At 67.5% G+C, this 24,892-nt stretch carries 24 protein-coding genes; 9 read left to right on the top strand and 15 right to left on the bottom strand.

What is annotated here, in order from left to right:
• Positions 1-51: 51 nt before the first annotated feature.
• On the bottom strand, positions 52-522 hold the full coding sequence (locus EZ304_RS07785; RefSeq protein WP_099552020.1) for a hypothetical protein: 471 nt from the start codon (positions 520-522) through the stop codon (positions 52-54).
• 5 nt (positions 523-527) lie between these two features.
• A complete protein-coding gene (locus tag EZ304_RS07780; RefSeq protein ID WP_043400104.1) occupies positions 528-974 on the bottom strand; it encodes a universal stress protein in 447 nt (148 codons plus the stop codon).
• Between the two features lie 156 nt (positions 975-1,130).
• Between EZ304_RS07780 and EZ304_RS07775 the strand changes: the two genes are divergently transcribed.
• The 4 genes from EZ304_RS07775 to EZ304_RS07760 all read left to right on the top strand — a co-directional run bounded on the left by EZ304_RS07775 (position 1,131) and on the right by EZ304_RS07760 (position 6,244).
• Positions 1,131-2,048: a LysR family transcriptional regulator gene (locus tag EZ304_RS07775; protein ID WP_099552019.1), complete on the top strand. Its 918-nt coding sequence runs from the start codon at positions 1,131-1,133 to the stop codon at positions 2,046-2,048.
• Positions 2,049-2,201: 153 nt separating this feature from the next.
• Positions 2,202-3,731, top strand: a complete 1,530-nt coding sequence (locus EZ304_RS07770; protein WP_099552018.1) for an MFS transporter — start codon at positions 2,202-2,204, stop codon at positions 3,729-3,731.
• Positions 3,732-3,752: 21 nt separating this feature from the next.
• Entirely contained in the window at positions 3,753-4,835 is a 1,083-nt protein-coding gene (locus tag EZ304_RS07765) for an HlyD family secretion protein (protein WP_142806724.1), read from the top strand.
• Positions 4,832-6,244 carry an efflux transporter outer membrane subunit gene (locus EZ304_RS07760; RefSeq protein WP_142806723.1) on the top strand — a complete coding sequence of 471 codons (1,413 nt, stop codon included), beginning with the start codon at positions 4,832-4,834 and terminating at the stop codon, positions 6,242-6,244. The genes EZ304_RS07765 and EZ304_RS07760 overlap by 4 nt, the downstream gene beginning before the upstream one ends.
• 143 nt (positions 6,245-6,387) lie before the next feature.
• Here EZ304_RS07760 and EZ304_RS07755 read toward each other — a convergent pair whose 3' ends face one another.
• The 5 genes from EZ304_RS07755 to EZ304_RS07735 all read right to left on the bottom strand — a co-directional run bounded on the left by EZ304_RS07755 (position 6,388) and on the right by EZ304_RS07735 (position 11,165).
• Positions 6,388-6,726: a hypothetical protein gene (locus EZ304_RS07755; protein WP_006469105.1), complete on the bottom strand. Its 339-nt coding sequence runs from the start codon at positions 6,724-6,726 to the stop codon at positions 6,388-6,390.
• Between the two features lie 77 nt (positions 6,727-6,803).
• Positions 6,804-7,745: a DegV family protein gene (locus EZ304_RS07750; protein ID WP_099552015.1), complete on the bottom strand. Its 942-nt coding sequence runs from the start codon at positions 7,743-7,745 to the stop codon at positions 6,804-6,806.
• A gap of 95 nt (positions 7,746-7,840) precedes the next feature.
• Positions 7,841-8,473: a 2-hydroxychromene-2-carboxylate isomerase gene (locus tag EZ304_RS07745; RefSeq protein WP_099552014.1), complete on the bottom strand. Its 633-nt coding sequence runs from the start codon at positions 8,471-8,473 to the stop codon at positions 7,841-7,843.
• A 20-nt stretch (positions 8,474-8,493) separates the two neighbouring features.
• Entirely contained in the window at positions 8,494-9,756 is a 1,263-nt protein-coding gene (locus tag EZ304_RS07740; RefSeq protein WP_142806722.1) for an amidohydrolase family protein, read from the bottom strand.
• The gene (locus EZ304_RS07735) at positions 9,756-11,165 is read right to left on the bottom strand and encodes an amidohydrolase (RefSeq protein WP_099552012.1); all 1,410 of its coding nucleotides are present in this window, start codon (positions 11,163-11,165) and stop codon (positions 9,756-9,758) included. Before EZ304_RS07735 ends, EZ304_RS07740 begins: the two co-directional genes overlap by 1 nt.
• Positions 11,166-11,318: 153 nt before the next feature.
• On the opposite strand from EZ304_RS07735, the gene EZ304_RS07730 reads away from it, so the two are divergent.
• Entirely contained in the window at positions 11,319-12,095 is a 777-nt protein-coding gene (locus tag EZ304_RS07730; RefSeq protein ID WP_005414446.1) for an AMP nucleosidase, read from the top strand.
• 43 nt (positions 12,096-12,138) lie between these two features.
• Entirely contained in the window at positions 12,139-12,678 is a 540-nt protein-coding gene (locus EZ304_RS07725; protein ID WP_142806721.1) for a DUF924 family protein, read from the top strand.
• A gap of 77 nt (positions 12,679-12,755) precedes the next feature.
• On the opposite strand, the gene grxD is transcribed toward EZ304_RS07725, so the two are convergent.
• Entirely contained in the window at positions 12,756-13,682 is a 927-nt protein-coding gene (gene grxD / locus EZ304_RS07720) for a Grx4 family monothiol glutaredoxin (RefSeq protein WP_142806720.1), read from the bottom strand.
• A 59-nt stretch (positions 13,683-13,741) separates the two neighbouring features.
• On the opposite strand from grxD, the gene EZ304_RS07715 reads away from it, so the two are divergent.
• Positions 13,742-14,521 (top strand): polysaccharide deacetylase family protein, encoded by a 780-nt coding sequence (locus EZ304_RS07715; protein WP_099552009.1) that lies wholly within the window; start codon positions 13,742-13,744, stop codon positions 14,519-14,521.
• Positions 14,522-14,596: 75 nt separating this feature from the next.
• Here the strand turns inward: EZ304_RS07715 and EZ304_RS07710 are convergent, their stop codons facing one another.
• From EZ304_RS07710 to EZ304_RS07700, 3 genes are read right to left on the bottom strand one after another with little or no spacing between them, the layout of a single operon-like run.
• Positions 14,597-15,313, bottom strand: coding sequence for a class I SAM-dependent methyltransferase (locus EZ304_RS07710; RefSeq protein WP_099552008.1), 717 nt, complete (start codon positions 15,311-15,313; stop codon positions 14,597-14,599).
• A gap of 4 nt (positions 15,314-15,317) precedes the next feature.
• Positions 15,318-15,935 carry an SGNH/GDSL hydrolase family protein gene (locus EZ304_RS07705; RefSeq protein WP_142806719.1) on the bottom strand — a complete coding sequence of 206 codons (618 nt, stop codon included), beginning with the start codon at positions 15,933-15,935 and terminating at the stop codon, positions 15,318-15,320.
• A gap of 3 nt (positions 15,936-15,938) precedes the next feature.
• Positions 15,939-17,213, bottom strand: a complete 1,275-nt coding sequence (locus EZ304_RS07700) for a pyridoxal phosphate-dependent aminotransferase (RefSeq protein WP_099552006.1) — start codon at positions 17,211-17,213, stop codon at positions 15,939-15,941.
• Between the two features lie 114 nt (positions 17,214-17,327).
• Between EZ304_RS07700 and rsgA the strand changes: the two genes are divergently transcribed.
• Positions 17,328-18,437 carry a ribosome small subunit-dependent GTPase A gene (rsgA, locus tag EZ304_RS07695; RefSeq protein WP_032965961.1) on the top strand — a complete coding sequence of 370 codons (1,110 nt, stop codon included), beginning with the start codon at positions 17,328-17,330 and terminating at the stop codon, positions 18,435-18,437.
• A 209-nt stretch (positions 18,438-18,646) separates the two neighbouring features.
• Positions 18,647-19,900 (top strand): flavohemoglobin expression-modulating QEGLA motif protein, encoded by a 1,254-nt coding sequence (locus tag EZ304_RS07690; RefSeq protein ID WP_142806718.1) that lies wholly within the window; start codon positions 18,647-18,649, stop codon positions 19,898-19,900.
• A 437-nt stretch (positions 19,901-20,337) separates the two neighbouring features.
• On the opposite strand, the gene EZ304_RS07685 is transcribed toward EZ304_RS07690, so the two are convergent.
• The 4 genes from EZ304_RS07685 to phbB form a co-directional block, all read right to left on the bottom strand.
• Positions 20,338-22,641 (bottom strand): TonB-dependent receptor, encoded by a 2,304-nt coding sequence (locus EZ304_RS07685; RefSeq protein ID WP_142806717.1) that lies wholly within the window; start codon positions 22,639-22,641, stop codon positions 20,338-20,340.
• Positions 22,642-22,801: 160 nt separating this feature from the next.
• Positions 22,802-23,344, bottom strand: coding sequence for a hypothetical protein (locus EZ304_RS07680; RefSeq protein ID WP_142806716.1), 543 nt, complete (start codon positions 23,342-23,344; stop codon positions 22,802-22,804).
• Positions 23,319-23,939 carry a hypothetical protein gene (locus tag EZ304_RS21100; protein ID WP_065426815.1) on the bottom strand — a complete coding sequence of 207 codons (621 nt, stop codon included), beginning with the start codon at positions 23,937-23,939 and terminating at the stop codon, positions 23,319-23,321. The genes EZ304_RS07680 and EZ304_RS21100 overlap by 26 nt, the downstream gene beginning before the upstream one ends.
• A gap of 207 nt (positions 23,940-24,146) precedes the next feature.
• A complete protein-coding gene (gene phbB / locus EZ304_RS07670) occupies positions 24,147-24,887 on the bottom strand; it encodes an acetoacetyl-CoA reductase (RefSeq protein WP_005414435.1) in 741 nt (246 codons plus the stop codon).
• Positions 24,888-24,892 lie beyond the last annotated feature (5 nt).

Raw genomic sequence — 24,892 nt, 5'->3', positions numbered from 1 at the left:
CGCCAGGTGCCCGGTCCCTGTGCGTGATTGCACATGGGCGGTGTGGCCGGGTCATCGTTGCCGCAGCCAGCCGGTGGGATCGAGCAGCCTCAGCCCGACAGGTGACAATGATCGCTGTCGCAACGGCAGTTTCGCTGCCTGCACAGCGACAGCACAGCGTGCCAGCTGCTGCCGCAGTGGTGCCAGCGTGTCGTCTTCGCGGGGCCGTGCATGCCGCCACTGGGCGATGCGCAGCAGGCAGACCAGCAGGTCCAGTTCGCTGGCGGCAATGAAGGGAGAGCCGGCGGGCAGCAGGTCGATCGGTGCCGCGGGCGCGGCCAGCAGTGGCAGCAGGTTGATGAACGCGTCGCAGCCTTCAGGATCAAGGCCGAGGCCGCTCAGCTGTGCGAGTCCATCGGCCACGAGATCGGGGTCACGCAGCTGGCGTATCGCCGCCAGCAGCGCCTGCTCGCCACGGCCGAACTGGCGGCCGAAGGCACGGTAGCTGACCCGGGTGGGAAACAAGGGGGAACGGGAGGCCATGGCAGCTAGGGTTGTGGGTCGCGGGTTTCCACCAGCACGGGGCAGGGGGCGTGATCGATGGTCCATTGCCCGATCGAGGGTTCGAACAGGCGTTCCAGCCGGGACAGGTGGCGGTGGCCGATCACGATCAGGTCGCACTTCAGCCGCCTGGCCTGGTCGCTGATGACTTCGCCGGGGTCGCCGGAGGGGATCTGCGCGATGGCATCGACGCCGCGCTCGCGCAGTTCGGCCAGGGCTTCGGCCAGCACCGCCTCGGCGCGGGAGCGCTGGCGGGCGGCTTCCGGGTACTCGATGCGGTCGGCTTCGCTGGCATCGGCGGCCAGCGCGAATTCGGGATCGAGCACGCACAGCAGGTGCAGGCGGCTGCGGGGGCCGGCAATGGCCGCGGCCAGGTCCAGCACGCGCGCGTGCTGGGGGCCACCGTCCAGGGCGACCAGCAGGGTATTGAACATGGATGTCTCCTTTGCAGGCCGGGGATGGTCGCCGATGTCATCGCGCGCACCCATGCCGTGCGCGGCAGTCAATGAATGCGTCAGACGCAATCCATGGAGGCCAGGAGTGCCGTAGAGTCATCCGGCTTACTGGAGAATGCTCCACTGGAGACTGTCATGCCCCTGCCGGACCTGAACCTGTTGCTGGCACTGGATGTGCTGATCGACGAATGCAGCGTGGCTGCCGCCGCGCGGCGGATGAACCTGAGCGCGCCAGCGATGAGCCGTACCCTGGGCCGGATCCGCACCGCCCTGGGTGACCCGGTGCTGGTGCGTGCCGGCCGCGGGCTGGCGCCCACGCCCCGCGCCCTGCAGTTGCGTGAGCAGGTCCGCGACGTGATCGAGCAGGCCCACCGCGTCTTCAATGCCGGTCGCGAGATCGACCTGCGCACCCTGGAGCGTACCTTCAATGTCCGCGCCAATGATGTCTTCATCGGCGGATTCGGCGGACGCCTGCGTGAACTGTTCCGCCAGCAGGCGCCGCGCGCGGTGCTGCGCTTCGTGCCCGAAGGCGATACCGACGACGATGCGATGGCGCAGGGCCGGATCGACCTGTACATCAGCACCGCCGGCAAGCACGCGCCCGACACCAAGGTGCAGAACCTGTTCAGTACCTCGTTCATGGGCGCCGCGCGCGAGGACCATCCCCTGTTCGACGAGGAGATCAGTGCCGAGCGCTTTGCCGCGTGCGACCACATCGCGGTGTCGCGCCGTGGCCTGCCACGTGGGCCGATCGACGATGACCTGGCTACGCTCGGCCTGCAGCGCCGCGTGGCGCTGATCAGCCCGACCTTCCATGGTGCGATCTTCGCGGCGGCCGAATCGGACCTGATCCTGCCGCAGATGCCAAGCGTGATGCTGGAGCGGATCGTCAGCATGCGCCTGCCGTTGCGCCTGTTCCCGCTACCGATCCCGGTGCGTACCGCGGCCATCGTGCAGGCCTGGCATCCGCGGCTGGACAACGATGCCGCGCACCAGTGGCTGCGCCGCTCGATCAAGACCATGTGCGAGCGCGCCGAGGACGCTCACCGCTGACATCGGCAGGCGTGCGCCGGACGCACGCCTGGGATGCCGGCGACGCCATTTTTCACAGGGTACCGGCTCCCTAGACTGCGCTCCCCGGAGTTTCACTGAGCGCATTCCAATGACCCTCAACATGCCGTGCACTGCACGGATCGGTGCCCGGCGATGAGTACGCCGGCTGCCGCTGTCCCGGTCGCCGCAGCCCCCCGTCCTGCCGCCGCCCCCGGGCTCGACCGCCGCGTCCTGGTCGGCCTGTGTGGCGTGCTGCTGGCGGTGCTGGTGTCGGGCTTCAACGAGAACATCACCAAGGTCGCCCTGGCCGACATCCGTGGCGCGATGGGTTTCAGCGTCGATGACGGCAGCTGGATCGTCGCCCTCTACAGCGCGATGTCGGTCAGCGCGATGGCCTTCGCCCCGTGGTGCGCCGCCACCTTCTCGCTGCGCCGCTTCGCATTGGCGATGATCGGCGGCTTCATGGTGCTGGGCGTGCTGTGCCCGCTTGCCCCTAACCTGCAGGTGTTCCTGCTGCTGCGCGCATTGCAGGGCCTGTGCGGTGGTGCACTGCCGCCGCTGCTGATGAGTGTGGCCCTGCGCTTCCTGCCGCCCGGCATCAAGCTGTATGGCCTGGCGGGCTACGCGTTGACCGCTACCTTCGGCCCGAGCATGGGCACGCCACTGGCTGCATTCTGGGTCGAGCAGGTGGGCTGGCACTGGGCGTTCTGGCAGATCGTGCCGTATTGCCTGGCTGCCATGGCGATGGTCGGCTGGGGCCTGCCGCAGGACCCGCTGCGACTCGAACGCTTCGCCCAGTTCGATACGGTTGGCCTGCTGCTGGGCCTGCCAGCGCTGGTGCTGCTGGTGCTGGGCCTGGTGCAGGGCCCACGCCTGAACTGGTTCGACTCGCCGATGATCATGATGATGATCGGTGGCGGTGCCGGCCTGATGGTGCTGTTCATGATCAATGAATGGTTCCACCCCTTGCCGTTCTTCAAGCTGCAGCTGCTGGCCAACCGCAACCTCAGCTACTCGCTGGTGACGCTGGGCGGCGTGCTGTTCGTGCTGCTGGCGGTGATCTCCATCCCGTCCGGCTTCCTTGCCAGCGTGCAGGGCTACCGGCCGCTGCAGACGGCTCCGATGCTGCTGTGGGTGGCACTGCCACAGGTGATCGCGCTGCCGATGGTGGCGGCCCTGTTGAACATCCGCGCGGTGGACTGCCGCTGGGTGCAGGCCACCGGCCTGGCGATGCTGGCGCTGGCCTGCTGGCTGGGCTCGCACCTGGACGTGGCCTGGATCCGCGACAACTTCCTGTGGGTGCAGCTGCTGCAGGTGTTTGCCCAGCCGATGGCGGTGCTGCCGCTGCTGATGCTGGCCACCGGCGGCCTGGCGCCACAGGACGGCCCGTTCGCCTCGGCGTGGTTCAACACGGTCAAGGGTTTCGCTGCAGTACTCGCCAGCGGCGTACTGGATGCCGTCGCCCAGGGCCGCCGTCATTTCCATTCCACCGTGCTGGTCGACCGCCTTGGCGAGCAACCGTGGCTGGCCGATGGCCCGCAGCTGGGCGCGCGCCTGCATGCACAGGTACAGGCGCTGACCTCGGCCGACCTGTACTGGGTGGTCGCACTGGTGGCGCTGGCCTTCATTCCCCTCATTGCCTGGATGCCCACCCGCATCCATCCGCCACGTGCCGTGGCCTGAACCTTTCGCAGGAATTCCCTCATGACGATCAATCGAACCACTCTCAACACCGGCCTGGGCCTGGGCGTGCTGGCCCTGGCCATCGGCGCCTGGCTGCTGCTGCGCGATGGCGGCCACCAGACCACCAACAATGCGTACGTGGTGGCTGACTACACCCTGGTGGCGCCGAAGATTCCTGGCTTCGTCAGTGCCGTGGAAGTAGAAGACAACCAGTCGGTGAAGGCCGGCGACGTGCTCGCCCGCATCGACGACCGCGACTACCAGGTCGCCCTGCAGGCGGCCCGTGCCGACCTCGCCAATGCCCGTGCACAGCTGGCCAATGCGCAGGCCGCACTGGCCCAGCAGGACTCGCTGATCGAGCAGGCCAGGGCCAGCGTCGATGTCAGCCGTTCCGAACTGACCCTGGCCAGTGCCGACCAGCAGCGCTACCGCGAACTGGCCCGTGACGGCGCCGGTACCGTGCAGAACGCGCAGCAGGCGCAGTCGAAGCAGGCCGTGGCCAGTGCGCATCTGCAGCAGGGCCAGGCCGCGCTGTCGACCGCACGCCAGCGCACCGACATCCTCAGCGCGGGCGTGCAGGCCGCGCAGGCGGCGGTGCAGCGTGCAGAAGCGGCGCAGGCGCGCGCCGAACTGGATCTGTCGCACACCGTGCTGCGCGCGCCGATCGATGGCATGGTCGGTCGCCGCGCAGTGCGCGTGGGTGCCTACCTGACCCCGGGCACCCCGGTGGCCGCGGTGGTGCCGCTGAAGCGTGCCTTCGTGGTCGCCAACTTCCAGGAAACGCAGATGACCCGCATGCAGGCCGGCCAGCAGGTCGAACTGAAGGTGGACGTGTTCCCGGGCAAGCCGCTGCGCGGGCACATCGACAGCATTGCACCGGCCACCGGCGTCACCTTTGCTGCCGTCGCACCGGAGAACGCCACCGGCAACTTCACCAAGGTGGTGCAGCGCATTCCGGTGAAGATCGTGCTGGAGCCGGGCCAGCCGCTGCTGGACCAGCTGCGTGCCGGCATGTCGGTGGAAGCCAGTGTCGATCTGGGCAGCCGCGCGCGCGCGCAGAGCGCGCAGCACAGTCCGGGCCACAAGAGCGGGGAGGGTGCATGAGCGCAGTCACTGTATTCCGCACCTTCGTTGCGGCGACCCTGTGTACGGCCCTGGCTGCCTGCACGATGGGTCCGGACTTCGTACGCCCGCAGGCGGAACTGCCCAGCCATTGGCAGGGTGAGGCTGTCGCCGGCAACGCCATCGACCAGGACGCGGCCTGGTGGGCCGGTTTCGACGATCCGCTGCTGGGCCAGCTGGCCAGCCAGGTGCTGGCGGCCAACCTGGACCTGCAGCTGGCGGCCAACCGCGTGCAGCAGAGCCGCGCTGCACGCGGCATCACCGCCGCCGACCGTCTGCCCAGCGTCAGCGCAACCGCCAGCGGCGCACGCGCACGCAACAGCGAGGTGGGCTTGAACGATCCATCCGGCAACGGCGGTCGTGATGACTACGGGCTGTTCCAGGCCGGTATCGGCCTGAGCTGGGAGCTGGACCTGTGGGGCCGCGTGCGCCGGCAGGTGGAAGCGGCCGACGCGCGCGTGCAGATGGCCGAGGAGGATGCACATGCAGTGCGCATCGCGCTGCTGGCGGAAACCGCGCGTGATTACCTGCAGCTGCGTGCGTCGCGGCAGCTGCTGGCGATTACCGAGGACAACCTCAGTATCGCCCTCGACATCAAGCGCCTGACCGAAGCGCGCCAACGCCAAGGCGTGGCCAGCACGCTGCAGGTGTCCAGCGCGTCCGCGCAGGTGGCATCGCTGCAGGCACGCATCGCGCCACTGCGGCATCGTGAATCGCAGCTGCGCAATGCACTGGCGTTCCTGCTGGCGCAGCCTCCGCAGGCACTGGATGCGCAGCTGCAGAATGCACGCCGCGACTGGCCTGCACTGCCGGCCGTTGCGGTGGGGCTGCCCAGCGAACTGGCCGGGCGTCGCCCGGACATCCGTCGTGCCGAAGCGGCGTTGCATGCCGCAACGGCCGGCATCGGCGTGGCCAAGGCCAGTTTCCTGCCGCGCATCACCTTGAACGGCGACGCGGGCTTCCAGGCCAAGCAGCTCGATGATCTGGATGGTTGGAACGCACATCGCTTCAGCATCGGGCCGTCGATCAGCCTGCCGATCTTCCAGGGCGGCAGGCTGAAGGCAAACCTCGCGTTGAGCAAGCTGCAGCAGCAACAGTCGTCCCTGCAGTTCCAGCGCACGGTGCTGCAGGCATGGCATGAAGTGGACGATGCCATCGATGGCTACGCCGCCGAACAGCAGCGCACCGTGCAGCTGCACGTGGCGGTGGATGAGAGCGAGACCGCACTGGGGGCGGCGCGCCGGCAGTACCAGGCCGGCGTGGTCGACATGCTGGACGTGCTGACCACCCAGCGCATTGCGCTGGACAACCAGGCTGCGCTGGCCAACAGCCAGGCCACGGCTGCGATCGCTCGGGTGGAGCTGTACCGCGCGTTGGGCGGCGGCTGGTAGTGCCGGCCGCTGGCCGGCATTTTCATGGCGCGTGTGGATGCCGGCCAGCGGCCGGCACTACCTCGTGTCCCAGTAGTTGCCAACCTTGGTTGGCGGCCTTTTTTGAAGCGCCAACCAAGGTTGGCATCTACCAGAGCAGGGCCTCAACGCACGTCGCGCAGTTCCCAATGGTGGCCGGCCAGCAGGCGCAGGCGCTGCTTGAACACGTCACTGTCGATGCGGGTGGTGGCGACCAGGTTGATGCGCAGGTCCTTCTGCTCGCCGGTCACGGTGGCGTCCGGATCGGTCACGCCCCACTGCGGTTCCACCGCATCCGGGTCGGGCTGCTTGGCCTTCCAGCGCTCGAACAGCGTGCCGCTGCGCAGAGCGTCCTGCAGCTCTTCGGCGAAGCCGGCGGCGCCCTGCGAATGGAAGGACAGGTCAGGGTCATTGCCACGGGCCTTGGACGGGTCGGGCAGGCTGATGTGGTACTGCGCAGGCATGGAGTTCTCCTTGAAGTGAGGCAAGACTGGCACAGCCGCGGTGGAATCGATGTGCAGATTCGCGCCGTGATGGGGCCTCACTCGAACCGATGCGGCCCATCGGCGAAGCCCACGGTGACCGCGCCTTTGCCGACGTTGACCATGCCGGTCAGGCTCATCACCGATTCGTACACGGTCACGCCATGGGTGGCGCAGACCTCTTTCAGCTGTGCGTAGCCGGGCAGGGTGCGCAGCTCTTCCAGCTCACCGCCGTAGCTGACGCACACCGTCGGTGTCATCAGCCCGGCACGCACGCGCTGGCCGACGACCGCGAACAGCTTCTGCACGGCATTGTCGAATCCCTTGATCTTGGCGACTGGCCCGGTCTCGCCGCGGTAGCCATGCAGCACCGGCTTGATGTCCAGCGCGCTGCCCAGGGCGGCGCTGAGCAGGCCGACACTGCGGTCGCCCTTGTGCCGCGCACGCGCGCGCATGTAGTACAGGTCACGGGTGACCATGTAGCCGTGCACGTTGCTGGCCAGTTCCTCCAGCCGCTCGCGGATCTGCTGCACGCTGGCATTGCTGTCGCGCAGGCGCACGGCTTCCACCGCGGTCACCGCCTGGGCAGCGAACAGGTTCTGGGTGTCGAGCACGCGCAGCGCGAACGGCGAGTTGTAGCCCGCTGCCTGACGCACCGGCTTGTAGTCGTTGAGGATGGCGAAGCTGGCCTGCAGCGCGTTGTCATGGATCGGGCTGCGGGTCTTGGTGATGGTCATGCAGAACACGTGGTCGTAATCGATCACCAGCTGCTGCAGGAACAGGTCGCGGATCTGGTTGACGCTGAACGGGATGGTTTCCGCTTCAGCACCATGCTCGGCCACGTGCGCGTGCAGGAAGCTCAGCGTGGCCTGCTCATCGCGGTGATCGGCCAGCACGGCTTCGCCGATGCGGACGGTGATCGGCAGCAGCACGATGTTGTGCTCGGCAATGAAGTCCTGCGGCAGGTCGCAGGCCGAGTCGACGACGATTCCGATGCGCATCCGCGGCTCCCCCTCCAGGGCGGTTGTAGGTTCGGAAATGTGAAAACTATCTCAAAACCTGGGCGGGCGCGCGAGGGAAACGCGCCCCGTCCTGTTCAGCGATTGCGCTGCACCGCCACCGGCAGGCTGTCCAGGCGTTGCCATTCGGGCTGCAGCAGCAGGGCCGGATCAGCCAGTACGGCCGCCATCAGGGGATGGGCGTCGTTGCCCCAGAACAGTTCCTGGTCGATGGCCAGGGTCGGGACCCCGAACACGCCCGCGCTGATGGCGGCCTCCGTGTTGCGCCGCAGCTGCTCCTTCACCGCCGGATCGGCAATGGCAGCCGCGACATCCGCGATGCCCAGCTGCGCCCCCGGTTCGCGCAGGGCCTCGGCGCTGTCACCGGCATGGCCATCGCGCCAGATCCAGTCGAACAGCAGGTCCACTGCCTGTGCGCTGGCCCCGGCGGCCAGGCACAGGCGCAGCGCCGATAACGGATTGAACGGATGGCCGGGCGGGAAGCGCATCGGGGTGCCCTCGGCCTGCGCGGTCCACTGCAGGTGGCGATACGCAAAGCGGCGTTTGGCGGGGATTTCCGCCGGCCCCAGGTTGCCCAGGTGATGCAGCACCGCACCGAAGGCGATCGGCACGGTCTGGATCTGCGCGAACTGCGGCAACTGCTTCAGCTTCTGCCAGTGGAGGTAGGAGTAGGGCGAGACGAAGTCGAAGTACCAGCGCAGTGTCGCCATCGGTGTGTCCTCGTGTGTGGTCAGGGCTGCGCGTTGCGCTGCAGGTAGCGGTCGCGCAGGTCGGTCTGGCGCGAGCGCATCGGCATCGCACGGCCGCCCAGCCAGACCTGTTCGGCATAGTGCGCCACGTCCAGCGGATCACCTTCCCACAGCACCAGATCGGCGCGCTTGCCCGGCTCGATGCTGCCGATCTGGTCGGCCACCCCGAATGCCTGTGCGGGCACCCGGGTCAGCCCGGCCAGGCCATCGGCCCACGGCAGGCCGTTGGCCACCGCGTTGCCGGCCAGCTGGCGCATCTTGCGCGCGTTGTGGGTGGCGTCGCCGCGCTGCACGAAGGAAACCGCCACGCCGGCACGCTGCAGGCGCGCGGCGTTTTCCAGGGTGGCACCGAGCTGGTCGAAGCTGGCCGGCAGGTTGGCCAGCACGTCAACGAACACCGGCACCTGTGCGGCGGCAAGCTCCGGCGCGACCTGCCAGGCTTCGCCGGCACCGGCAATCGCGATCTTCACCTTCTCGCGCGCGGCCCAGCGCAGCAGCTGGCGGATGTCCGATGCACGATCGACCTCCACCACGATGCGGCCCTGGCCGGCCAGGTAGCGGCTGAGCGTGCGGCGCCCGGCCGGGGTCAACAGCGCGTGCGGCGAATCCGCAGCAACCTGGCCGCGTGCTTCGTCGACCATCTGCTGCAGCAGCATCCATTGCGCGGCGCGCGAATGCCCGGTCAGCTCCGATGCCGCCGAGCCCAGGCGCAGGAACAGTGCGCGCGGGCCGATCGGGTCGACGCTGCCGTCCAGCCGCATCACACCGCCCTGGCCGGCCACGAAGCCGCCACCGGTGGCGGCGCCAAGTGCGGTGAAGCCGAAGCCCTCCAGCCGCGTCACCGGAATCAGCACCGAGGCCGGGTTGTAGGCCAGGGTGACGTCGAACTCCGGGCGCAACGGCTGCTCGCCGAGCTTCAGCGAACTGTCCACCGTGCTCGATTCACCCGAGACCTCTTCGATGCCGGTCTCGGTGATGCCCCCGAACAGGGCCGGGGTCAGCGGCCGGCCGTTGGCTTCGACCACGGTCGCTCCGGCCGGTGCGGACAGGCCGGTGCCGACTGCGCGGATGACGCCGCCCTGGACCAGCACATCGGCGTTCTGCAGGCTGCCGCGCGTGCTGGCCGTATGCACCGTCGCGTTGCGTACCAGCAGGTCCTGCGCAGATGCCGTGGTTGCCAGCAACAACAATGCCACCACGGTAGCGCCGGGCCATGCCCGGCGACGCTCGTTCAACACGCTCATCAGCGCACCTCCTGGCCAAGCTGGAAATCGGAACGCGGTGTGCTCGCCGGCACGCCGCGGTCGTACAGCCTGCGGCCATCAATGAAGACCTGCTCGGCCAGCGCATAGGAACTGAAGGGGTTGCCGTTCCACACCACGACGTCGGCCATCTTGCCGGCCTCCAGGGTGCCTGTCTGGCCCTCGATGCCCAGCGCCCTGGCGGCGTTGGCGGTCATCCAGGTGATGGCATGCTCGGGCGTGATCTCCGGCATGCGCGCGCGGCGCGCCGAGGCCATCACCTTGGCCGCTTCCTGGTTGAGGCGCTGGATGCCCTCGGGGGAATCGGAATGGACGATGGCACAGCTGTTCTTTGGCCGGTCAACCAGCGCGATGTTCTCCTGGATGCCGTCGAAGGCTTCCATCTTGAAGCCCCACCAGTCGGCCCACAGCGCGCCGCAGACGCCGTCGGCGGCCAGCCGGTCGGCCAGCTTGTAGGCCTCCACGCCGTGGTGGAAGGCGGCTACCTTGAAACCGAACTCCTTGGCCAGGTCGAGCATGGTGGCCATTTCGTCGGCGCGGTAGCAGTGGATGTGCACGCGGATGTCGCCTTCGATGGCGCCGGCCAGCGTGTCCAGCTTGAGATCGCGCTTGCCGCCGGCATCCCCGGCGCTGTCGCCCTTGTCGCTGCCGAACCAGCCCTTGCGCTTGGCCGGCTTGGGCTTGTTCTTGGCGATGTAGTCGGCGGCATCGATGAAGGCGGCCCGGTAGCCGGCCACGTTGCCCATGCGCGTGGCCGGGGCCACGCCCTTGCCTTCGCCGTAGACCCGCTTGGGGTTCTCGCCGCAGGCCATCTTCAGGCCCCACGGTGCGCCGGGGAACTTCATCGCCTGGTAGGTGATGGCCGGAACGTTCTTCAGGGTCACGCCGCGGCCGCCGACCAGGTTGGCCGAGCCGGGCAGCACCTGCATGCTGGTCACGCCGCCGGCCAGCGCGGTGGCGAAGCCCGGGTCCTGCGGCCACACCGAGTGCTCGGCCCAGACATTGGCGGTGACCGGTGCGGTGACCTCGTTGCCGTCGCTGTGCGCGCCAACGCCCGGGCTGGGGTAGACACCCAGATGCGAATGCACGTCGATCAGACCGGGGGTGACCCACTTGCCCTGTGCATCAAGGCGGGTGACGCCGGCATCGGCCTGCAGCTGGCGGCCAACGGCGACGATGCGGCCGTCGCGCAGCAGCACGTCGGCGTTGTCCAGGCGCTGGCCGGTACCGGTCAGCACCGTGGCGTTCTGGATCAGCACCGGCGCATCAGGATGGGCCTGGTAGGTGCTGGGGTAGGGATCGGCGACGAAGCGCGAGGCGCCCACCGCCGGAGCCGTACTCAATGAAAGCAGTGCCAGGGCCACCCCGGCGCGCAACAACGTCGATGCCATGCAGTTCCCCTTGCAGCCTGGTCCAACCGCCGACGCTAGCCCGGTGGTGGCGGGCTTGCCAAGTGACCTTCTTCACAGGCCTGCCGACGGTGGCTCGACGGCACCGGCCGGGTGGCTGAAAATACCCGGTCCCCCCGCCGTACCGGACCGCCCATGAAGAGCAAGCAGGAAATCGTCGACAACTGGCTGCCCCGGTATACCGGCGTGCCCCTGGACCAGTTCGGCCAGCACATCCTGCTGACCAACTTCGGCGGCTACCTGCACACCTTTTCCGAACTGACCGGTGCGCCCGTCATCGGCCTGGACCGGCCGATGGCCAGCGCTACGATCGACGGCATCACCATGATCAACTTCGGCATGGGCAGCCCCAATGCCGCGATCATCATGGACCTGCTGTCGGCGGTGATGCCCAAGGCGGTGCTGTTCCTGGGCAAGTGCGGTGGCCTCAAGCGCAAGAACCAGCTGGGCGACCTGGTGCTGCCGATCGCTGCGATCCGGGGCGAGGGTACCTCGGGCGATTACCTGCCGCCGGAAGTCCCGGCGTTGCCGGCGTTCGCGCTGCAGCGTGCGGTCTCGACCATGATCCGCGACCTCGGCCACGACTACTGGACCGGCACCGTCTACACCACCAACCGCCGGGTATGGGAACACGACGAGGCCTTCAAGGAGCGGCTGCGGGCGATGCGCTGCATGGCCATCGACATGGAAACGGCCACGGTGTTCGCCGCCGGCTTCGCCAACCACATCCCCAGTGGTGCGCTGCTGCTGGTCTCGGACCAGCCGATGATCCCCGATGGGGTCAAGACCGAGGCCTCCGATGCCAAGGTCAGCTCCCAGTTCGTGGAAAACCATATCCAGATCGGTATCGAGGCGCTTAAGCTTATCCGGCGCAACGGCAAGTCGGTCCGCCACCTGCGCTTCGACGAATGATGATGATGGCCTGGCGCGGCGCGCCGGCCCTGGGGAGTAGGTGATGGACGTTGCCGCGCAAGTGGTGGAATTCTGGAAAGAAGCGGGCCCTGCGAAGTGGTTCGCCCGCGACGATGCGTTCGACGCGCAGTTCCGCCAGTTGTTCCTGGACGAGCATTTCGCCGCGGCTTCGCGCGCGCGCGAGCATTGGCTGGGCAGCGCCGAAGGCGCACTGGCGCTGATGCTGCTGCTGGACCAGTTCCCGCGCAACTGCTTCCGTGGGACCGCCCATTCCTACGCCACCGATGGCCTGGCCCGGCACTACGCCATGCGCGCCATCGAGGAAGGCCTGGACCTGCAGCTGGTACCAAAGCTGCGCGCCTTCATCTACCTGCCGTTCGAGCACTCCGAGGATCCGATGGACCAGGACCGTTCGGTGGCGATGTTCGACGTGCTGGGTGACAAGGAGTACCTGCAGTACGCCGAACTGCACCGCGACATCATCCGCCGCTTCGCGCGTTTCCCGCATCGCAATGCCGTGCTCGGTCGTTTCCCCACGGCGGAAGAGCTGGATTACCTGGCCGAAGGCGGGTTCGCCGGCTAAGAAAAAGGGGACGGAGGGGATTAAGTCGTTTATGGCACAAACGACTTAATCCCCTCCGTCCCCTTTTTCAGGGCCGATCAGTACTTCGGCACGCCGTTGTCGACGTCTTCGGACCAGGCATTGATGCCGCCGGTGACGTTGAACACCTTGGTGAAGCCCAGAGCACGGAACTGCTCGGCAGCCTGTGCGCTGCGGCCGCCGTGGTGGCACATGAAGGCCAGAGCGGTGTCCTTCGGCAGGGCTTCCAGCTCAGCGCGGCCGGTGCCGTCGAAGCTCTTGAACGGCACGCCGACGGCGGCGATGGCGCGCTCGTCGGCCGGGCGCACGTCCACCAGGGTGATGTTGCCGGCACGTACCAGGTCGTCGGCATCACGCACGCTGATTTCCTGCACCGGCTTCGGCGCGTTCGGGTTGTCGATCGCCAGGCCCTTGCCGCGGATGTCGTCCACCCAGTCGATGGTGATGCCGTTGGCGCGACGGGCGCTGGACAGATCAAACTGCACGCGCAGGCCATTGGATTCGGCAGCGATCGCGCCTTCGTCATGCGGGGCCAGCTGGAAGTTCGGCTGGAAGCCGGCGTCGATGGTCAGCTGCAGAGCAGCGCCCGGAGCATCGGCCAGCGCGCCCTTGAGCATTTCCACAGCGGCGGGGGTGACGGTGATGCTCGGCGGGGTGCGGTCCGGTGCGGCCAGGCCCAGCACGCTGCTCAGCTCGCCGCTGGCGGCCATCTGCAGCACGATGTCGCTGCCGCCGACCAGTTCGCCGTCGATGTACAGCTGCGGGATGGTCGGCCAGTCGCCGTAGGCCTTGATGCCTTCACGGATTTCCTGGTCGGCCAGCACGTTGACGTGGGCGAACTCGACACCGAGGTCCTGCAGGGCGCCCACGGCCTTGGCCGAGAAACCACACTGCGGCATCGACGGCTGGCCCTTCATGAACAGCACGACGCGGTTGGCGTTGAGGATGGATTCGATGCGCGAACGCAGGGCGGGATCGAGGGACATGGACGTCGGGGTTCCGGGAATTCGAATCATCAATTCTAACCCCCATGGCATCATGGGGGATGAGCAACGCAGGAACATTGCATCGCATCCCGGCCCGCCCCTGGCGCTGGCTGCCTTGGCTGGTGGCGTCGCAGCTGGCCGTGATCCTGGTCTGGGTACAGGCTGGGTGGCACTGGGGGCTGCCGCTGATGGTGGCCAGCCATGCGCTGTTCATGGTGCCGGTGTTCCTGCCCAACAGCCGTTTCTACGCGCCGGTACTGAGCCGGGTGCCGGACGCTGGCAACAGTGTCTGGCTCACGATCGATGACGGCCCCGGCCCGGAAACCCGTGCCGTGCTCGACCTGCTGGACCGCCACCACGCGCGTGCGACCTTCTTCCTGGTGGGGGACCGTGCGCTGGCGCAGCCGGAACTGGTGGCCGAGATCCTGCGCCGTGGCCACGACCTGGGCAATCACAGTCTCAGCCACCCGCAGGCCCGCTTCTGGCGCCTGGGCCCAGCGGCGATGCGGGCCGAGATCGAAGGCTGCCAGCATGCATTGCAGGCCCTGAGCGGGCATCCGGTGCGCTGGTACCGCTCGGTGGTGGGCATGACCAACCCGTTCGTGGCGCCGGTGTTGAAGGCGCTGGGCCTGGTGCGCGTGGGCTGGAGTGCCCGCGGTTACGACGGCGTCGGCTGCACGCCGGAGGGCGTGCTGGCGCGGCTGTTGCCCGACCTGCAGCCAGGAGCCATCGTGCTGCTGCATGAGGGCGCCGCCCACGGCCACAATCTGGCGATCATCGAGCGCGTGCTGCAGGCGCTGGACGAGCGCGGCTTGAAGGCGCAGCTGCCTACCGGCTGACACGTATGGGGTAGCGCCGGGCCGTGCCCGGCGAATGCCACAGGCGGCGCTGCGCTCGCAGGGCATGGCCCGGTGCTACCGGTTCCGGTGCGCCACCAGCAGCCAGCTGTTGAAGGGGGTACGCCCGTGCAGCGGCCGAGGGGCGGTCACCTGCAATCCCGCTTCGGCAAGCGTCGTCTGCAGCACCTCCGGATCGGGGTAGTGGCGCGGCCGCGTGCCCATCCAGCCGACCAGCCAGGCCAGCCGGTCCGCCACCCGCGTGGTGCGGTCGCGGCCATCGCCGGTAGCCAGCGGCGTGCGCAGCAGCAGGCAGCCGCCGGGGGCCACCCGCGCACTGGCTGCCTGCAGCAGTGCCTGCTGCGGGCCCGCGTCCAGGTATTGCAGCACGTCCAGCAGCAGGACGTGCCCGGTCTGCGCCGGCAGTGGTGCCTGCACGTCCACGCAGTCGAAGCGCACGTCATGCAGCTCGACGGCGGCACGCTGCGCGCGGGCGATCTTGCCCGCATCCACGTCCACGCCCAGGTAGCGCTGGGTGCCGCCGCGCTGGCGCAGTACATGGGCGAACAGGCCCAGCCCGCAGCCGAGGTCCAGCACCGGCTGCCCGTCATCAGGCAGATGCTGCAGCACGCCGTCGTACAGCGGATCGCTGCCGAGCTTGCCGCGGGTGTAGTAGTAGTCGCGGCGGCTGCCCCAGGCCTGCGCGGGGCGGAACGCTTCGGCGATCAAGCGGGCCTGCGGGGCCGTCAGGGGAGTACAGGGCAGGGGCGGGCCGTTCCGTGGCGTGCCATCCATCGCTTCAGTCCGTGCCGCCAAGCAGATGCGCGGCAACCGGCAGCGCGCGCGCGCTCCACAGCGCATACATCCGCGCTGAAGGATGCAGGCCGTCCTCGGCGATCATCGTCGGGTCTTCGCCCTGCGCGCGGCTGATGTCGGTGATGTCGACGAAGGCCACGCCGTGCCGGGTACTGATCAGCTCGGCGGCGGCATTGAACTCGTCGGTCTCGATCTCGATCGCGGCCAAGTCACGTCCACTGCCGGCACCGAACGGGGTGGCGCCCCAATCGGGGAAGGACAGCACCAGCACGCGGCCGGCATCACTGCCCGCAAAGCCGATCGCCCGCTGCAGAAGCGCCTGGAACTGGCTGCGGTATTCGTCCAGCGGACGCCCGCGGTACTGGTTGTTGACGCCGATCAGCAGGCTGACGAAATCGAACGGTCCCTGCGGCGCGGCTGCGTCGATGCCTGCATCGAGTTCGTCGGTGGTCCAGCCGGTGGTGGCGATGGTCTGCGGATCGGACAGCTCAATGCCCTGCGCACGCAGCGCGGCGGCCAGCTGGTGCGGCCAGCGGCCTTCGACTGCAACCGCTTCACCGATTGTGTATGAATCGCCCAGCGCCAGGTAGGACAACGCCACGGCTCAGGCCACCGAACGGCGCGGCTTCAGCGGCACGACCTTGGTCGCATCCTCGGCACGGCGCGCCAGCACACGGTCGATACGGGCGAACACATCGCGCATCACCGAGGCTTCCGGCATCAGGGTCACGCGGAAATGATGGCGGTAGGGCACGTTGAAGCTCGAGCCAGGCACCACCAGCACGCCTTCGTCGTTCATCAGGTCCAGCGCGAAATTGTGGTCGTCGAAGCCCTTGGCAGCAGCGCCGACCACGGCCGGGAACGCGTACAGCGCGCCGGCCGGCGCGACCAGCGACAGGTGCTCGCTGGCTTCGCAGGCCTCGATCACCGCGCGGCGGGTTTCATACAGGCGGCCGCCTGGCGCGCACAGCTCGGAGATGGTGTCCGGGCCGTTCACCGCAGCCTCGATGGCGTACTGGCCCGGCACGTTGGCGCACAGGCGCAGCGCGCCCAACAGGTCCAGTGCGGCGCGGAAGTCACCCAGGCGGGCATCGTCGCCGCTGAGGTGGGCCCAGCCCACGCGCCAGCCGCAGGCGCGGTGCACCTTGCTCAGGCCGCTGAAGGTCAGGCACGGATGGTCGCCGGCCAGCGGCGCGACCGGCTGGAACACCGCGTCGTCGTACAGGATCTGGTCGTAGATCTCATCGACCAGCAGCAGCAGGTTGTGGCGGCGCGCGATCTCCACCACACGCTCCAGCAGCTCGCGCGGGTAGCTGGCGCCGCTGGGGTTGTTCGGATTGATCAGCACGATGGCGCGGGTGCGTGAGGACACCAGCGTCTCGATCTCGCTCGGGTCCGGCTGGAAGCCGTTCTCCGGTGCGCAGCGGTAGTACACCGGACGGCCATCGTTGAGGATGGTCGAGGCCGACCACAGCGGGTAGTCGGGCGAGGGCACCAGCACTTCGTCGCCGGGATTGAGCAGCGCACGCAGTGACAGGTCGATCAGCTCGCTGACGCCGTTGCCGAGGAAGACGCGGTCCGGGTGCGCATCGGGCGCGCCACGGCGGGCGTAGTAGCTGGCGATGGCTTCACGTGCCACCGGCAGGCCCTGCTGGTGCGTGTACGGGTCGGTGCGGCCCATGTCGTCGGCGATTGCGCGCTGCAGGTGCTCGGGCGCGCGGAAACCGAACGCGCCCGGATTGCCGATGTTGAGCTTGATCAGCTTGCGGCCCTGCGCCTCCAGCTCCCGGGCTCGCCGCGCCAGTTCTCCGCGGATTTCGTAGCGCACTTCGGAAAGGCGCTCGCGGATGGCCAGGGGCTTGGGCGAGTTGGTGGACATGGGGGCTGGGCCGTCAAAAGGCATGGGGCTTCCATCCTACCGGAATTGCTGCAATGCATGGCAAGGGCTCCGGGCCCGTCATTGCTGGGCTGGCAGGGCGCCGTCACAGGTAGAATGGCGGCGATGACCCAGACCCCCGATTTCATCGCCCTGCAGACCATCGGCTGGCCCTGGCCGGGCCCGGCGCAGCAGGCCGACTGGCAGGCCGCGATGGCCGCGCACCCGCAGGCCCGCCCGGCACGGGTGATCGAACAGCACCGTACCCACTACGTGGTGGCCGATGGCCCGGACGCCTCGATCAAGGCCGAGTCGCTGCCGGAATGGCAGCGCCCGCGCTTCCCCAGCCATGAACGGCCGGCGGTGGGTGACTGGGTGCTGCTCGATGGCATCCGCATCGTCGCGCTGCTGCCGCGGCGTACCGCGATCAAGCGCGGTGCGGCCGGCGAGCATTACCACCAGCAGGTGATCGCGGCCAACATCGATACGGTGTTCATCGTCTGTGGCCTGGATGCCGACTTCAATCCGCGCCGCATCGAGCGTTACCTGCTGCTGGTCGGCGGTGGCGGTGCCGAACCGGTGGTGGTGCTGACCAAGGCGGACCAGACCGAGTACAGCGAAGACGCGCTGGCGGTGCTGGAAGAGCTGGAGATGCAGGGCATTGCCCTGCATGCGATCAACGGCCTGGATGCCGACAGCGTGGCGGTGCTGCAACCGTGGCTGGGCCCGGGCCGCACGGTGGTGCTGGTCGGTTCCTCCGGTGCCGGCAAGTCCACGCTGACCAACACCCTGCTGGGCGAGCAGCGGATGAAGACCAACGCGGTGCGCGCCAACGATTCGCGCGGACGCCACACCACCACGCACCGCGCGCTGATGCCGCTGCCGACCGGCGCCTGCCTGATCGACACCCCCGGCATGCGCGAGCTGAAGCCGACCGGTGAAGAGACGCTGTCCGAAGGCGGCTTCGCCGATATCGAGGCTTTGGCCGCACAGTGCCGTTTCAACGACTGCAAGCACCAGCAGGAACCGGGCTGTGCCGTACGTGCGGCGATCGACGCAGGTGAGATCGAAGAGAGCCGGCTGCTGAACTACTTCAAGCTGAAGGAAGAAGTGGCCGCCGCCGCCGCCAAGCTGGCGGTCCGCCAGGCCGAGACCGCGCAGGAGCGTGGCGGCAAGAAGGGCAAGGGCCAGCAGTTCCGCCCGGCCGGAAAGCCGCGCCGGCGCTGATCGGTATCGCGGGGTCGGATCCCATTGCACCGCAATGGGCTCTGACCCCTGCAATGAACCCGCGTCTGCCTGCTTCGGGTGGGTGCCAACTGCCCGCTTCTGGTAGGTGCCAACCTTGGTTGGCACGAATCTGTCCAAAGCCCGCCTTCGGCGGATGCCAACCCAGGTTGGCACCTACCAAAGCAAGGGCAGGGCGCTATAGTCCGCGCATGGAACCGACCGCGACGCTGGACCGTGACGTGGCCCACCATGCAGCGCTCGATGCGCGCCTGGTCGAGGCCGTGGGAGGCATCCGCCTGCTGGGCCTGACCAGTTGGCCGGCAACGCTGCAGGCGCCGTTCCTGGAAAGCGTGGCGCGAGGCCAGCCGGTGCTGCCGAAGGTGGATTACCCACGGCTGGACTTCAGCGAAGAACGCCGCGCGCTGGCCGCGATCGCCGCCGACTGCGATGACACTCATCCGCTGGGCCACTACGTGCGGCAGTCGGCGCAGAGCTGGGACCTGGCCGCACAGCTGCTGGAAGGGTTGGGAACGGCTGCGGTCGATAGCTGTTCGGTGCAGCTGTTCGGCGCTCCCGAGCAGCCGCTGCCGGGCAATGGCCCAAGCACGCGCGAAGCCGCGCGCCACTTCATCCAGATTGCCGCCGAACTGGACCACGAACTGCTGGCGCCGGAAGAGCAGGTGCCGGTCTCGGCCATTGCCCTGCAGCTGCAGCTGCAGAACGACCTGGATGCTTTCTTCGAATCGCGCATCATCCAGGTGCAGCTCGACCCGGACCTGGTTTCCAAAGCGGCTGCCGGCCCGACCCGCATCCGCCTGCGCACCAGTGCGCGCTTCAGTGCCTACGACCGCGCGCAGCTGTTCCACCACGAAGCGCTGGTGCATTCGCTGACCGCATTGAACGGCCGCGAACAACCGGTGCTGCCCAGCCTGGCGTTGTCCTCGCCGCGGGTGACCGCCACCCAGGAAGGATTGGCAACGTTTGCCGAGCAGATCACCGGCAGCATCGACATCGAGCGCCTCAAGCGCATCAGCCTGCGTACCGAAGCGATTGCGATGGCACGCGAAGGCGCCGATTTCATCGAGGTGTTCCGCTACTTCTGCGACGCAGGGCAGAACGCCGAAGAGAGCTTCGCTTCGGCACAGCGCGTGTTCCGTGGGGTACCGCCGAGTGGTGGCCTCGCCTTCACCAAGGACACGGTGTACCTGCGCGGGCTGGTGTCGGTGCACACCTTCTTCCGCCACATGCTGGCCGAGGATCGGCTGCAGGTCTGCCGCTGGTTGTTTGCCGGCAAGATGAGCCTGACCGATGCGATCGCGTTCGCGCCACTGTTCGAAGCGGGTGTGCTGAAGCCGCCGCGCTGGCTGCCGCACTGGGTGAGCAGGGCGAACGGCCTGGCCGGGATGCTGGCGTTCTCGCTGTTCGCCAACCGGATACGGATGGACCAGCTGGCGCCGGAATGAAATGCGCTGGCGGATTGTGGCGTATTGATTGATATCGGGGAGAGCGGGAGGCTTGCGTTGGCCAGGACACGCCGCAAGTACGTCCCTGTAGGCTCGGCCACGGCATCCATGCCGTGGACGGTCCTGTCCAGCGCAAGCCCCCCGCTCCAGACAATTTCCCGCGAGACGGCCAGCAGTCCACCAGAGGGATTGCGCTTGAAGAGCTTGAAAAGCAAAGAGCCGGGCAATGCCCGGCTCTTTGCTTTTGCTCTTGCTTTCCATTGCCTCCGCGCCGGCGCAGGGAATTGTCGAGCGAGGTGGGACGGGCCGAGGCAGGACCGTGAGGCGCATGGATGCGCCGACCGAGCCTACATGGACGTACTTGCGGCGTGTCCCGCCTCGGCCCGTCCCACCTCGCCCCGCTGCGGTACTGATGCGCCGCAGCGCCCGCTTCTGACTTAGAACTCCGCCGCCACCGTCATGAACAGCTGCCGCGGCGCGCTCGCATGGATCGCATACCGCGTGCCCTTCGGATCGGTCGGCGCAAACGAGCTCAGCTGGCCGGCGTAGCGCTTGTTGGTGAGGTTGGTCGCGTTCAACGACACCCGCACGTTGCGCAGGCCCAGGCCCGGGCCGAAATCGTAGCCCGCACCGGCGTCGAAGGTGGTCACGCCCGGCACCGACTGGTCGTTGGTGTAGGTGTAGTAGCGCTTGCCGGTGTACTTGGCACGCAGGCTGGCGAAGAAGCCATCGCGGTTCCAGCTGATCTCACTGGAGGCCATGCGCTGCGGCGTATCCACCGTGATCTTGCCGGCCACCGGAACGATGGCGCCGCCCGAGGTGTAGTCATCCTCGTAGGTGGTCTTGTTCCAGGACAGCGCGTTGTACCACTGCAGGCCGTCGATCGGCTTGAGGATGAAGGTCAGCTCCGCACCGTGGCTCTTCACCGAACCGACGTTGATGAAGCGCGTCACGCACTCCGGGCGCGTACCGACTTCGATGCTGGAACAGGGGTTCAGCGACAGCAGGCGGTTGTCGAACTTCACGTTGTAGGCCGCGATCGACGCCTGGTACTTCTCGCCGAAGGTGCGGAAGCCGGCTTCCAGGCTCTTGGACTTCTCCGGCTCAAGACCGGCGCTGGCCGCGAACGATTCCGGCGACACCTGCAACGGGCCACCGCTGCCGCCACCGACGAAGGCAGCGATGTTCTCGGCGTAGGAGGCGAACAGCTCGTTGTTGGCGTTGAGCTTGAAGCCCAGGCCCACCTGCGGCAGCACCGACTTCTTGGCGGTCAGCGTGCCCGAGGCAATGCTGGTTTCCACGCCCGGCTGGGCGGTGGCGCGCATACGGGTGTTGGGGCTCTTGATGCCCACATCCACGGTCAGGCGCTGGTCCAGGAAGCGCATGCGGTCCTGCACGTAGAACTGGCGCGTGCGGATGTCGAAGTCCTGGTTGAACAGCAGGCGGTCCGGGTTCTTCAGGTACAGGTCGTCCAGGAACGGGCCGCTGATGTAGTAGAAGTTGCGCGACACGTTGTGGTCGTTCTGCTCGTACCACAGGCCGGCTTCCAGTTCGTGGATGCCCACCGTCCACGACAATGCGGCGGTCAGGCCATCGCGGTTGATCGTGTAGTTGGTGCTGCGGATCGAGATCGGCAGCATCTTGTCGGTGCCCGGGTAGGACGGCTGGCCCGGTGCCCACCAGTGGCCCTGGCCACGGTTGTCATGATGGTAGGCCAGCAACTTCAGGCGGCCCTGCTCACCGAGGCGCAGGTCGGCATCGACCGAGTACAGGTTGTCGTCACGCAGTGCGCGGCTCTGGTAGTAGGCATCGTCGATGCTGCGGACATTGCCGCTGTACTTGCACTTCGAAGCATTGAAGGTGCCGGGCGCGCAGTACGCGGCGGCCACGGCGCGGTCCCAGTCCGGTGCGTAGATGTTCCAGTCATAGCCCATGCCACGTGCCAGCATGTCCTTGGACAGGTAGGCGTAGTTGGCCTGGCTGGCCCGCGAGGTGGCCACGAACGCACCGAAGCGGTGGTCGCCGACATTCCACACCGCCTTGGCATTGAACTGGCGGGTGGTCTGGTTCTGGTACGGCGCGGCCCACATGTCCTGGTCCTGGTGCACGCCGGACACATAGGCCGAGAAGCCGTTGATGTCGCCGGTGTCCACGCGCAGGTAGCCACGGCGCTGGCTGTTGTCGCCGACGGTGACGCTGGCGCGGCCACCGAATTCGGTGGACGGGTCCATCGAGAAGTACTGGATGGTGCCGCCCAGGTTGCTGGTCGAGGCCACGCCCAGCGAACCGATGCCCTGTGACAGCTCTGCACCGGCCAGGTTCTCGGCGATGATCGCGCGGGAGACGCTCAGGCCGTTGTAGTTGCCGTAGCTGTTGTCGCCCAGCGGGATGCCGTCCAGCGTGTAGCCCAGGCGGCTCTTGTCGAAGCCGCGCAGGCTGATGGTCTGCGATTCCTCGTTGGCGCCGAAGGCGTCGTTGGACTGCACCGACACGCCCGGCAGGCGGTCGAGGATCTTCTGGCCGCTGGTGCCCGGCGGCAGCACCTGCTTGTCGACGGCGGTGATGCGCTGCACCTGGCGGGTCTCGCCCTGGCCGATCACGGAGACGGTATCCAGCGTCTGCGCGCTCAGCGCGGCATCGGTGCTGGCGGTGGTACCGGTATCGGCGGCGGTGGCGGCGTGGGCGCTGGCGGCGGCGGAGAGCGCGATCGCCACGGCGATCGTCAGGTGTCGGGTCTGCATGGTGGTCCGTTGCATTGGGGGTGGTCACCGGCACGCGTGCGCGGTGCATGGCCACTATGCGAACGGAACATGAAACCTTCTTTACGAAAAACCAACGAACGGTGCAGGGCCGTGGTGCGTGTCCTGCAACATGTTCGTCATGGCGGTATGCGGGTGGGAATCAGAAGCGCTCACCGGGCCAGCTGAATTTGAGCTGGTCCATGCAGTCACGATCATGTTCGGAGAATGAGAACCCGATCTGGATGCCGTTCACTACCGTGCCGAACACCGTCGACTCGTCCAGACTATGCCCTGACGGGACGGAAAGGACGTTGAAGTCGGGGTAGCGACGACCCATCTGCTTTCGCGAGATGCAGGCGCCGCCCAGCGACAGCGTGATGCCTTTGATGATTCGCCCCGACGCATCGGTGTAGATCTGGCCAGAAGGCCCCTTGATCCTCCCAGCGACCACGAATGGCGCCAGATCGATGGTGGCGCTGTCGCCCCGGCCCATTCTTGCTTCCGAACGCGAGCCGGCCGGAGCCAGGGGTGATAGCTGCGCGACAAGGTCAGAGCGTGACAGCTGCAAGGACCAGCGCTCCACGAGCCGCCAGGTTGCATCCGCCTCTTCCGCAGTGGCAGCGGACGTGGCTGCTGTTGCAGAACCGGCAACCAACAGGCTCAGGATCAGAAGAAGTTCAGGGACGGGCTGCGATCGCTTCATCGTAGATTCTTCCGTAGAAGTCGTTGTAGTTCTCGCCGGTGGTTGAAGTTACGTTGTTGTCGCAGAACAGCTTACCTACCTGCCGGTCCAGGTCTTCACCGCCGGCATCGGCCTGTGCGATGAGGCCAGGACCGTTGGACGCAGCTACGCCGATGTCGTAGTACCCCAGGCTGGTCACCAGAAGCTCACTGCGCGCGGTGAGGTTGTTGAGTACCGCTTTCCCCTCCATGGTGCAGAAGTGCTGGATGAACGCACCTCGGGTGCTCAAGGCGATACCTTCGAAATACAGTGCGTGTCCCACTTCATGGGCAATGGCTGCGATCCGGAAGTAATAGCCTGCAATGTCGGAGGAATCGCAGTCGAAGGACTGGATGTAGATCCGGATGGGATCGCGATTGGTATAGGACGCGGGAGCCCAGGCGAAGGTCCACTCCGGATGGCCGGTGATCTGCGCGTCGAGCGTGGGCGCGCCTGGGATCAGCCAGTCGGGGCAGCCCAGGCCCGTGATCACCCGCATAGGCGGGGGCTCCGCGCGGGTCGGTGTCGCCAGCAGCGTAGTGGCGACCACGAGAAGCGCAATCAGCAATGCACGCATGCCAACCTCCTTGATCCGCGATTGCAGCCGTTCATCCATCGGGCTCGGCGAGCGCTGGCAGGTATAGCACCGGTTCTGCCGATGTATCGGGAAGTGCGTCTCAGAAATGCAGAAACAAAAAGGGGCCGGATCACCTTCACAACTGAAGGTGATCCGGCCCCGCGCACTCCGTGGGGGAGGCGGTCCACGCGTTGCGTGGAGACGGGCTCAACCCATGTACAGGCCACCGTTGACGGCGTAGTCGGCACCGGTCACATACGAGGCTTCATCCGACGCCAGCCACGCGCACAGGCCGGCCACTTCCTCGGGGCGGCCCAGGCGGCGCACCGGCACCGAGGCGGCCAGCCGGTCCAGCACATCCGGCGGGAAGCTGCTGATCGCCTGGCTGGCGATGTAGCCCGGCGACAGCGTGTTGACGGTGACCCCGCGCGACGCAACTTCGGCAGCCAACGCACGACTGAAGCCATGCATCGCGGCCTTGGCGGTGGCGTAGTTCACCTGGCCGATCTGGCCCTTGTGGGCACTGACCGAACCGATGTTGATGATGCGGCCCCAGCCCCGCGTGGCCATGCCGTCGACCACCTGCTTGGTCAGGTTGAACAGCGCATTGAGGTTGGAGGCGATCACCGCGTTCCAGTCCTCCACAGTCATCTGCCGGAACAGCAGGTCGCGGCTGCCACCGGAGTTGTTGACCAGCACGTCCACTTCACCGACTTCGGCGCGCACCTTGGCGAACGCGGCGCTGGTCGAGGCCCAGTCGGTCGCGTTGCCTTCGGAGGCGATGAAGTCGAAGCCCTGTTCGCGCTGCTCGCGCAGCCAGTTGGCCTTGCGCGGCGAGTTCGGCGCGCAGCCGGCAACCACGGTGTGACCACTGCGGGCCAGGCTCTGGCAGATGGCAGTACCGACACTGCCCATGCCGCTGGTGACGTAAGCGATTCGAAGCGTCATTGCAG

Origin of the sequence: Stenotrophomonas maltophilia (assembly GCF_006974125.1) — a bacterium.
In the GTDB taxonomy this organism is placed as follows: Bacteria; Pseudomonadota; Gammaproteobacteria; order Xanthomonadales; family Xanthomonadaceae; genus Stenotrophomonas; species Stenotrophomonas maltophilia_O.
The sequence above is the reverse complement of the archived record's forward strand: the minus strand, read 5'-3'. Positions and strand labels throughout refer to the sequence as shown.

What these genes read in the sequence shown, in the direction of transcription:
- EZ304_RS07785 (WP_099552020.1), bottom strand. Translation starts at nt 522, where the DNA reads ATGGCCTCCCGTTCCCCCTTGTTTCCCACCCGGGTCAGCTACCGTGCC.
- EZ304_RS07780 (WP_043400104.1), bottom strand. Translation starts at nt 974, where the DNA reads ATGTTCAATACCCTGCTGGTCGCCCTGGACGGTGGCCCCCAGCACGCG.
- EZ304_RS07775 (WP_099552019.1), top strand. Translation starts at nt 1,131, where the DNA reads ATGCCCCTGCCGGACCTGAACCTGTTGCTGGCACTGGATGTGCTGATC.
- EZ304_RS07770 (WP_099552018.1), top strand. Translation starts at nt 2,202, where the DNA reads ATGAGTACGCCGGCTGCCGCTGTCCCGGTCGCCGCAGCCCCCCGTCCT.
- EZ304_RS07765 (WP_142806724.1), top strand. Translation starts at nt 3,753, where the DNA reads ATGACGATCAATCGAACCACTCTCAACACCGGCCTGGGCCTGGGCGTG.
- EZ304_RS07760 (WP_142806723.1), top strand. Translation starts at nt 4,832, where the DNA reads ATGAGCGCAGTCACTGTATTCCGCACCTTCGTTGCGGCGACCCTGTGT.
- EZ304_RS07755 (WP_006469105.1), bottom strand. Translation starts at nt 6,726, where the DNA reads ATGCCTGCGCAGTACCACATCAGCCTGCCCGACCCGTCCAAGGCCCGT.
- EZ304_RS07750 (WP_099552015.1), bottom strand. Translation starts at nt 7,745, where the DNA reads ATGCGCATCGGAATCGTCGTCGACTCGGCCTGCGACCTGCCGCAGGAC.
- EZ304_RS07745 (WP_099552014.1), bottom strand. Translation starts at nt 8,473, where the DNA reads ATGGCGACACTGCGCTGGTACTTCGACTTCGTCTCGCCCTACTCCTAC.
- EZ304_RS07740 (WP_142806722.1), bottom strand. Translation starts at nt 9,756, where the DNA reads ATGAGCGTGTTGAACGAGCGTCGCCGGGCATGGCCCGGCGCTACCGTG.
- EZ304_RS07735 (WP_099552012.1), bottom strand. Translation starts at nt 11,165, where the DNA reads ATGGCATCGACGTTGTTGCGCGCCGGGGTGGCCCTGGCACTGCTTTCA.
- EZ304_RS07730 (WP_005414446.1), top strand. Translation starts at nt 11,319, where the DNA reads ATGAAGAGCAAGCAGGAAATCGTCGACAACTGGCTGCCCCGGTATACC.
- EZ304_RS07725 (WP_142806721.1), top strand. Translation starts at nt 12,139, where the DNA reads ATGGACGTTGCCGCGCAAGTGGTGGAATTCTGGAAAGAAGCGGGCCCT.
- grxD (WP_142806720.1), bottom strand. Translation starts at nt 13,682, where the DNA reads ATGTCCCTCGATCCCGCCCTGCGTTCGCGCATCGAATCCATCCTCAAC.
- EZ304_RS07715 (WP_099552009.1), top strand. Translation starts at nt 13,742, where the DNA reads ATGAGCAACGCAGGAACATTGCATCGCATCCCGGCCCGCCCCTGGCGC.
- EZ304_RS07710 (WP_099552008.1), bottom strand. Translation starts at nt 15,313, where the DNA reads ATGGATGGCACGCCACGGAACGGCCCGCCCCTGCCCTGTACTCCCCTG.
- EZ304_RS07700 (WP_099552006.1), bottom strand. Translation starts at nt 17,213, where the DNA reads ATGTCCACCAACTCGCCCAAGCCCCTGGCCATCCGCGAGCGCCTTTCC.
- rsgA (WP_032965961.1), top strand. Translation starts at nt 17,328, where the DNA reads ATGGCGGCGATGACCCAGACCCCCGATTTCATCGCCCTGCAGACCATC.
- EZ304_RS07690 (WP_142806718.1), top strand. Translation starts at nt 18,647, where the DNA reads ATGGAACCGACCGCGACGCTGGACCGTGACGTGGCCCACCATGCAGCG.
- EZ304_RS07685 (WP_142806717.1), bottom strand. Translation starts at nt 22,641, where the DNA reads ATGCAGACCCGACACCTGACGATCGCCGTGGCGATCGCGCTCTCCGCC.
- EZ304_RS07680 (WP_142806716.1), bottom strand. Translation starts at nt 23,344, where the DNA reads ATGAAGCGATCGCAGCCCGTCCCTGAACTTCTTCTGATCCTGAGCCTG.
- EZ304_RS21100 (WP_065426815.1), bottom strand. Translation starts at nt 23,939, where the DNA reads ATGCGTGCATTGCTGATTGCGCTTCTCGTGGTCGCCACTACGCTGCTG.
- phbB (WP_005414435.1), bottom strand. Translation starts at nt 24,887, where the DNA reads ATGACGCTTCGAATCGCTTACGTCACCAGCGGCATGGGCAGTGTCGGT.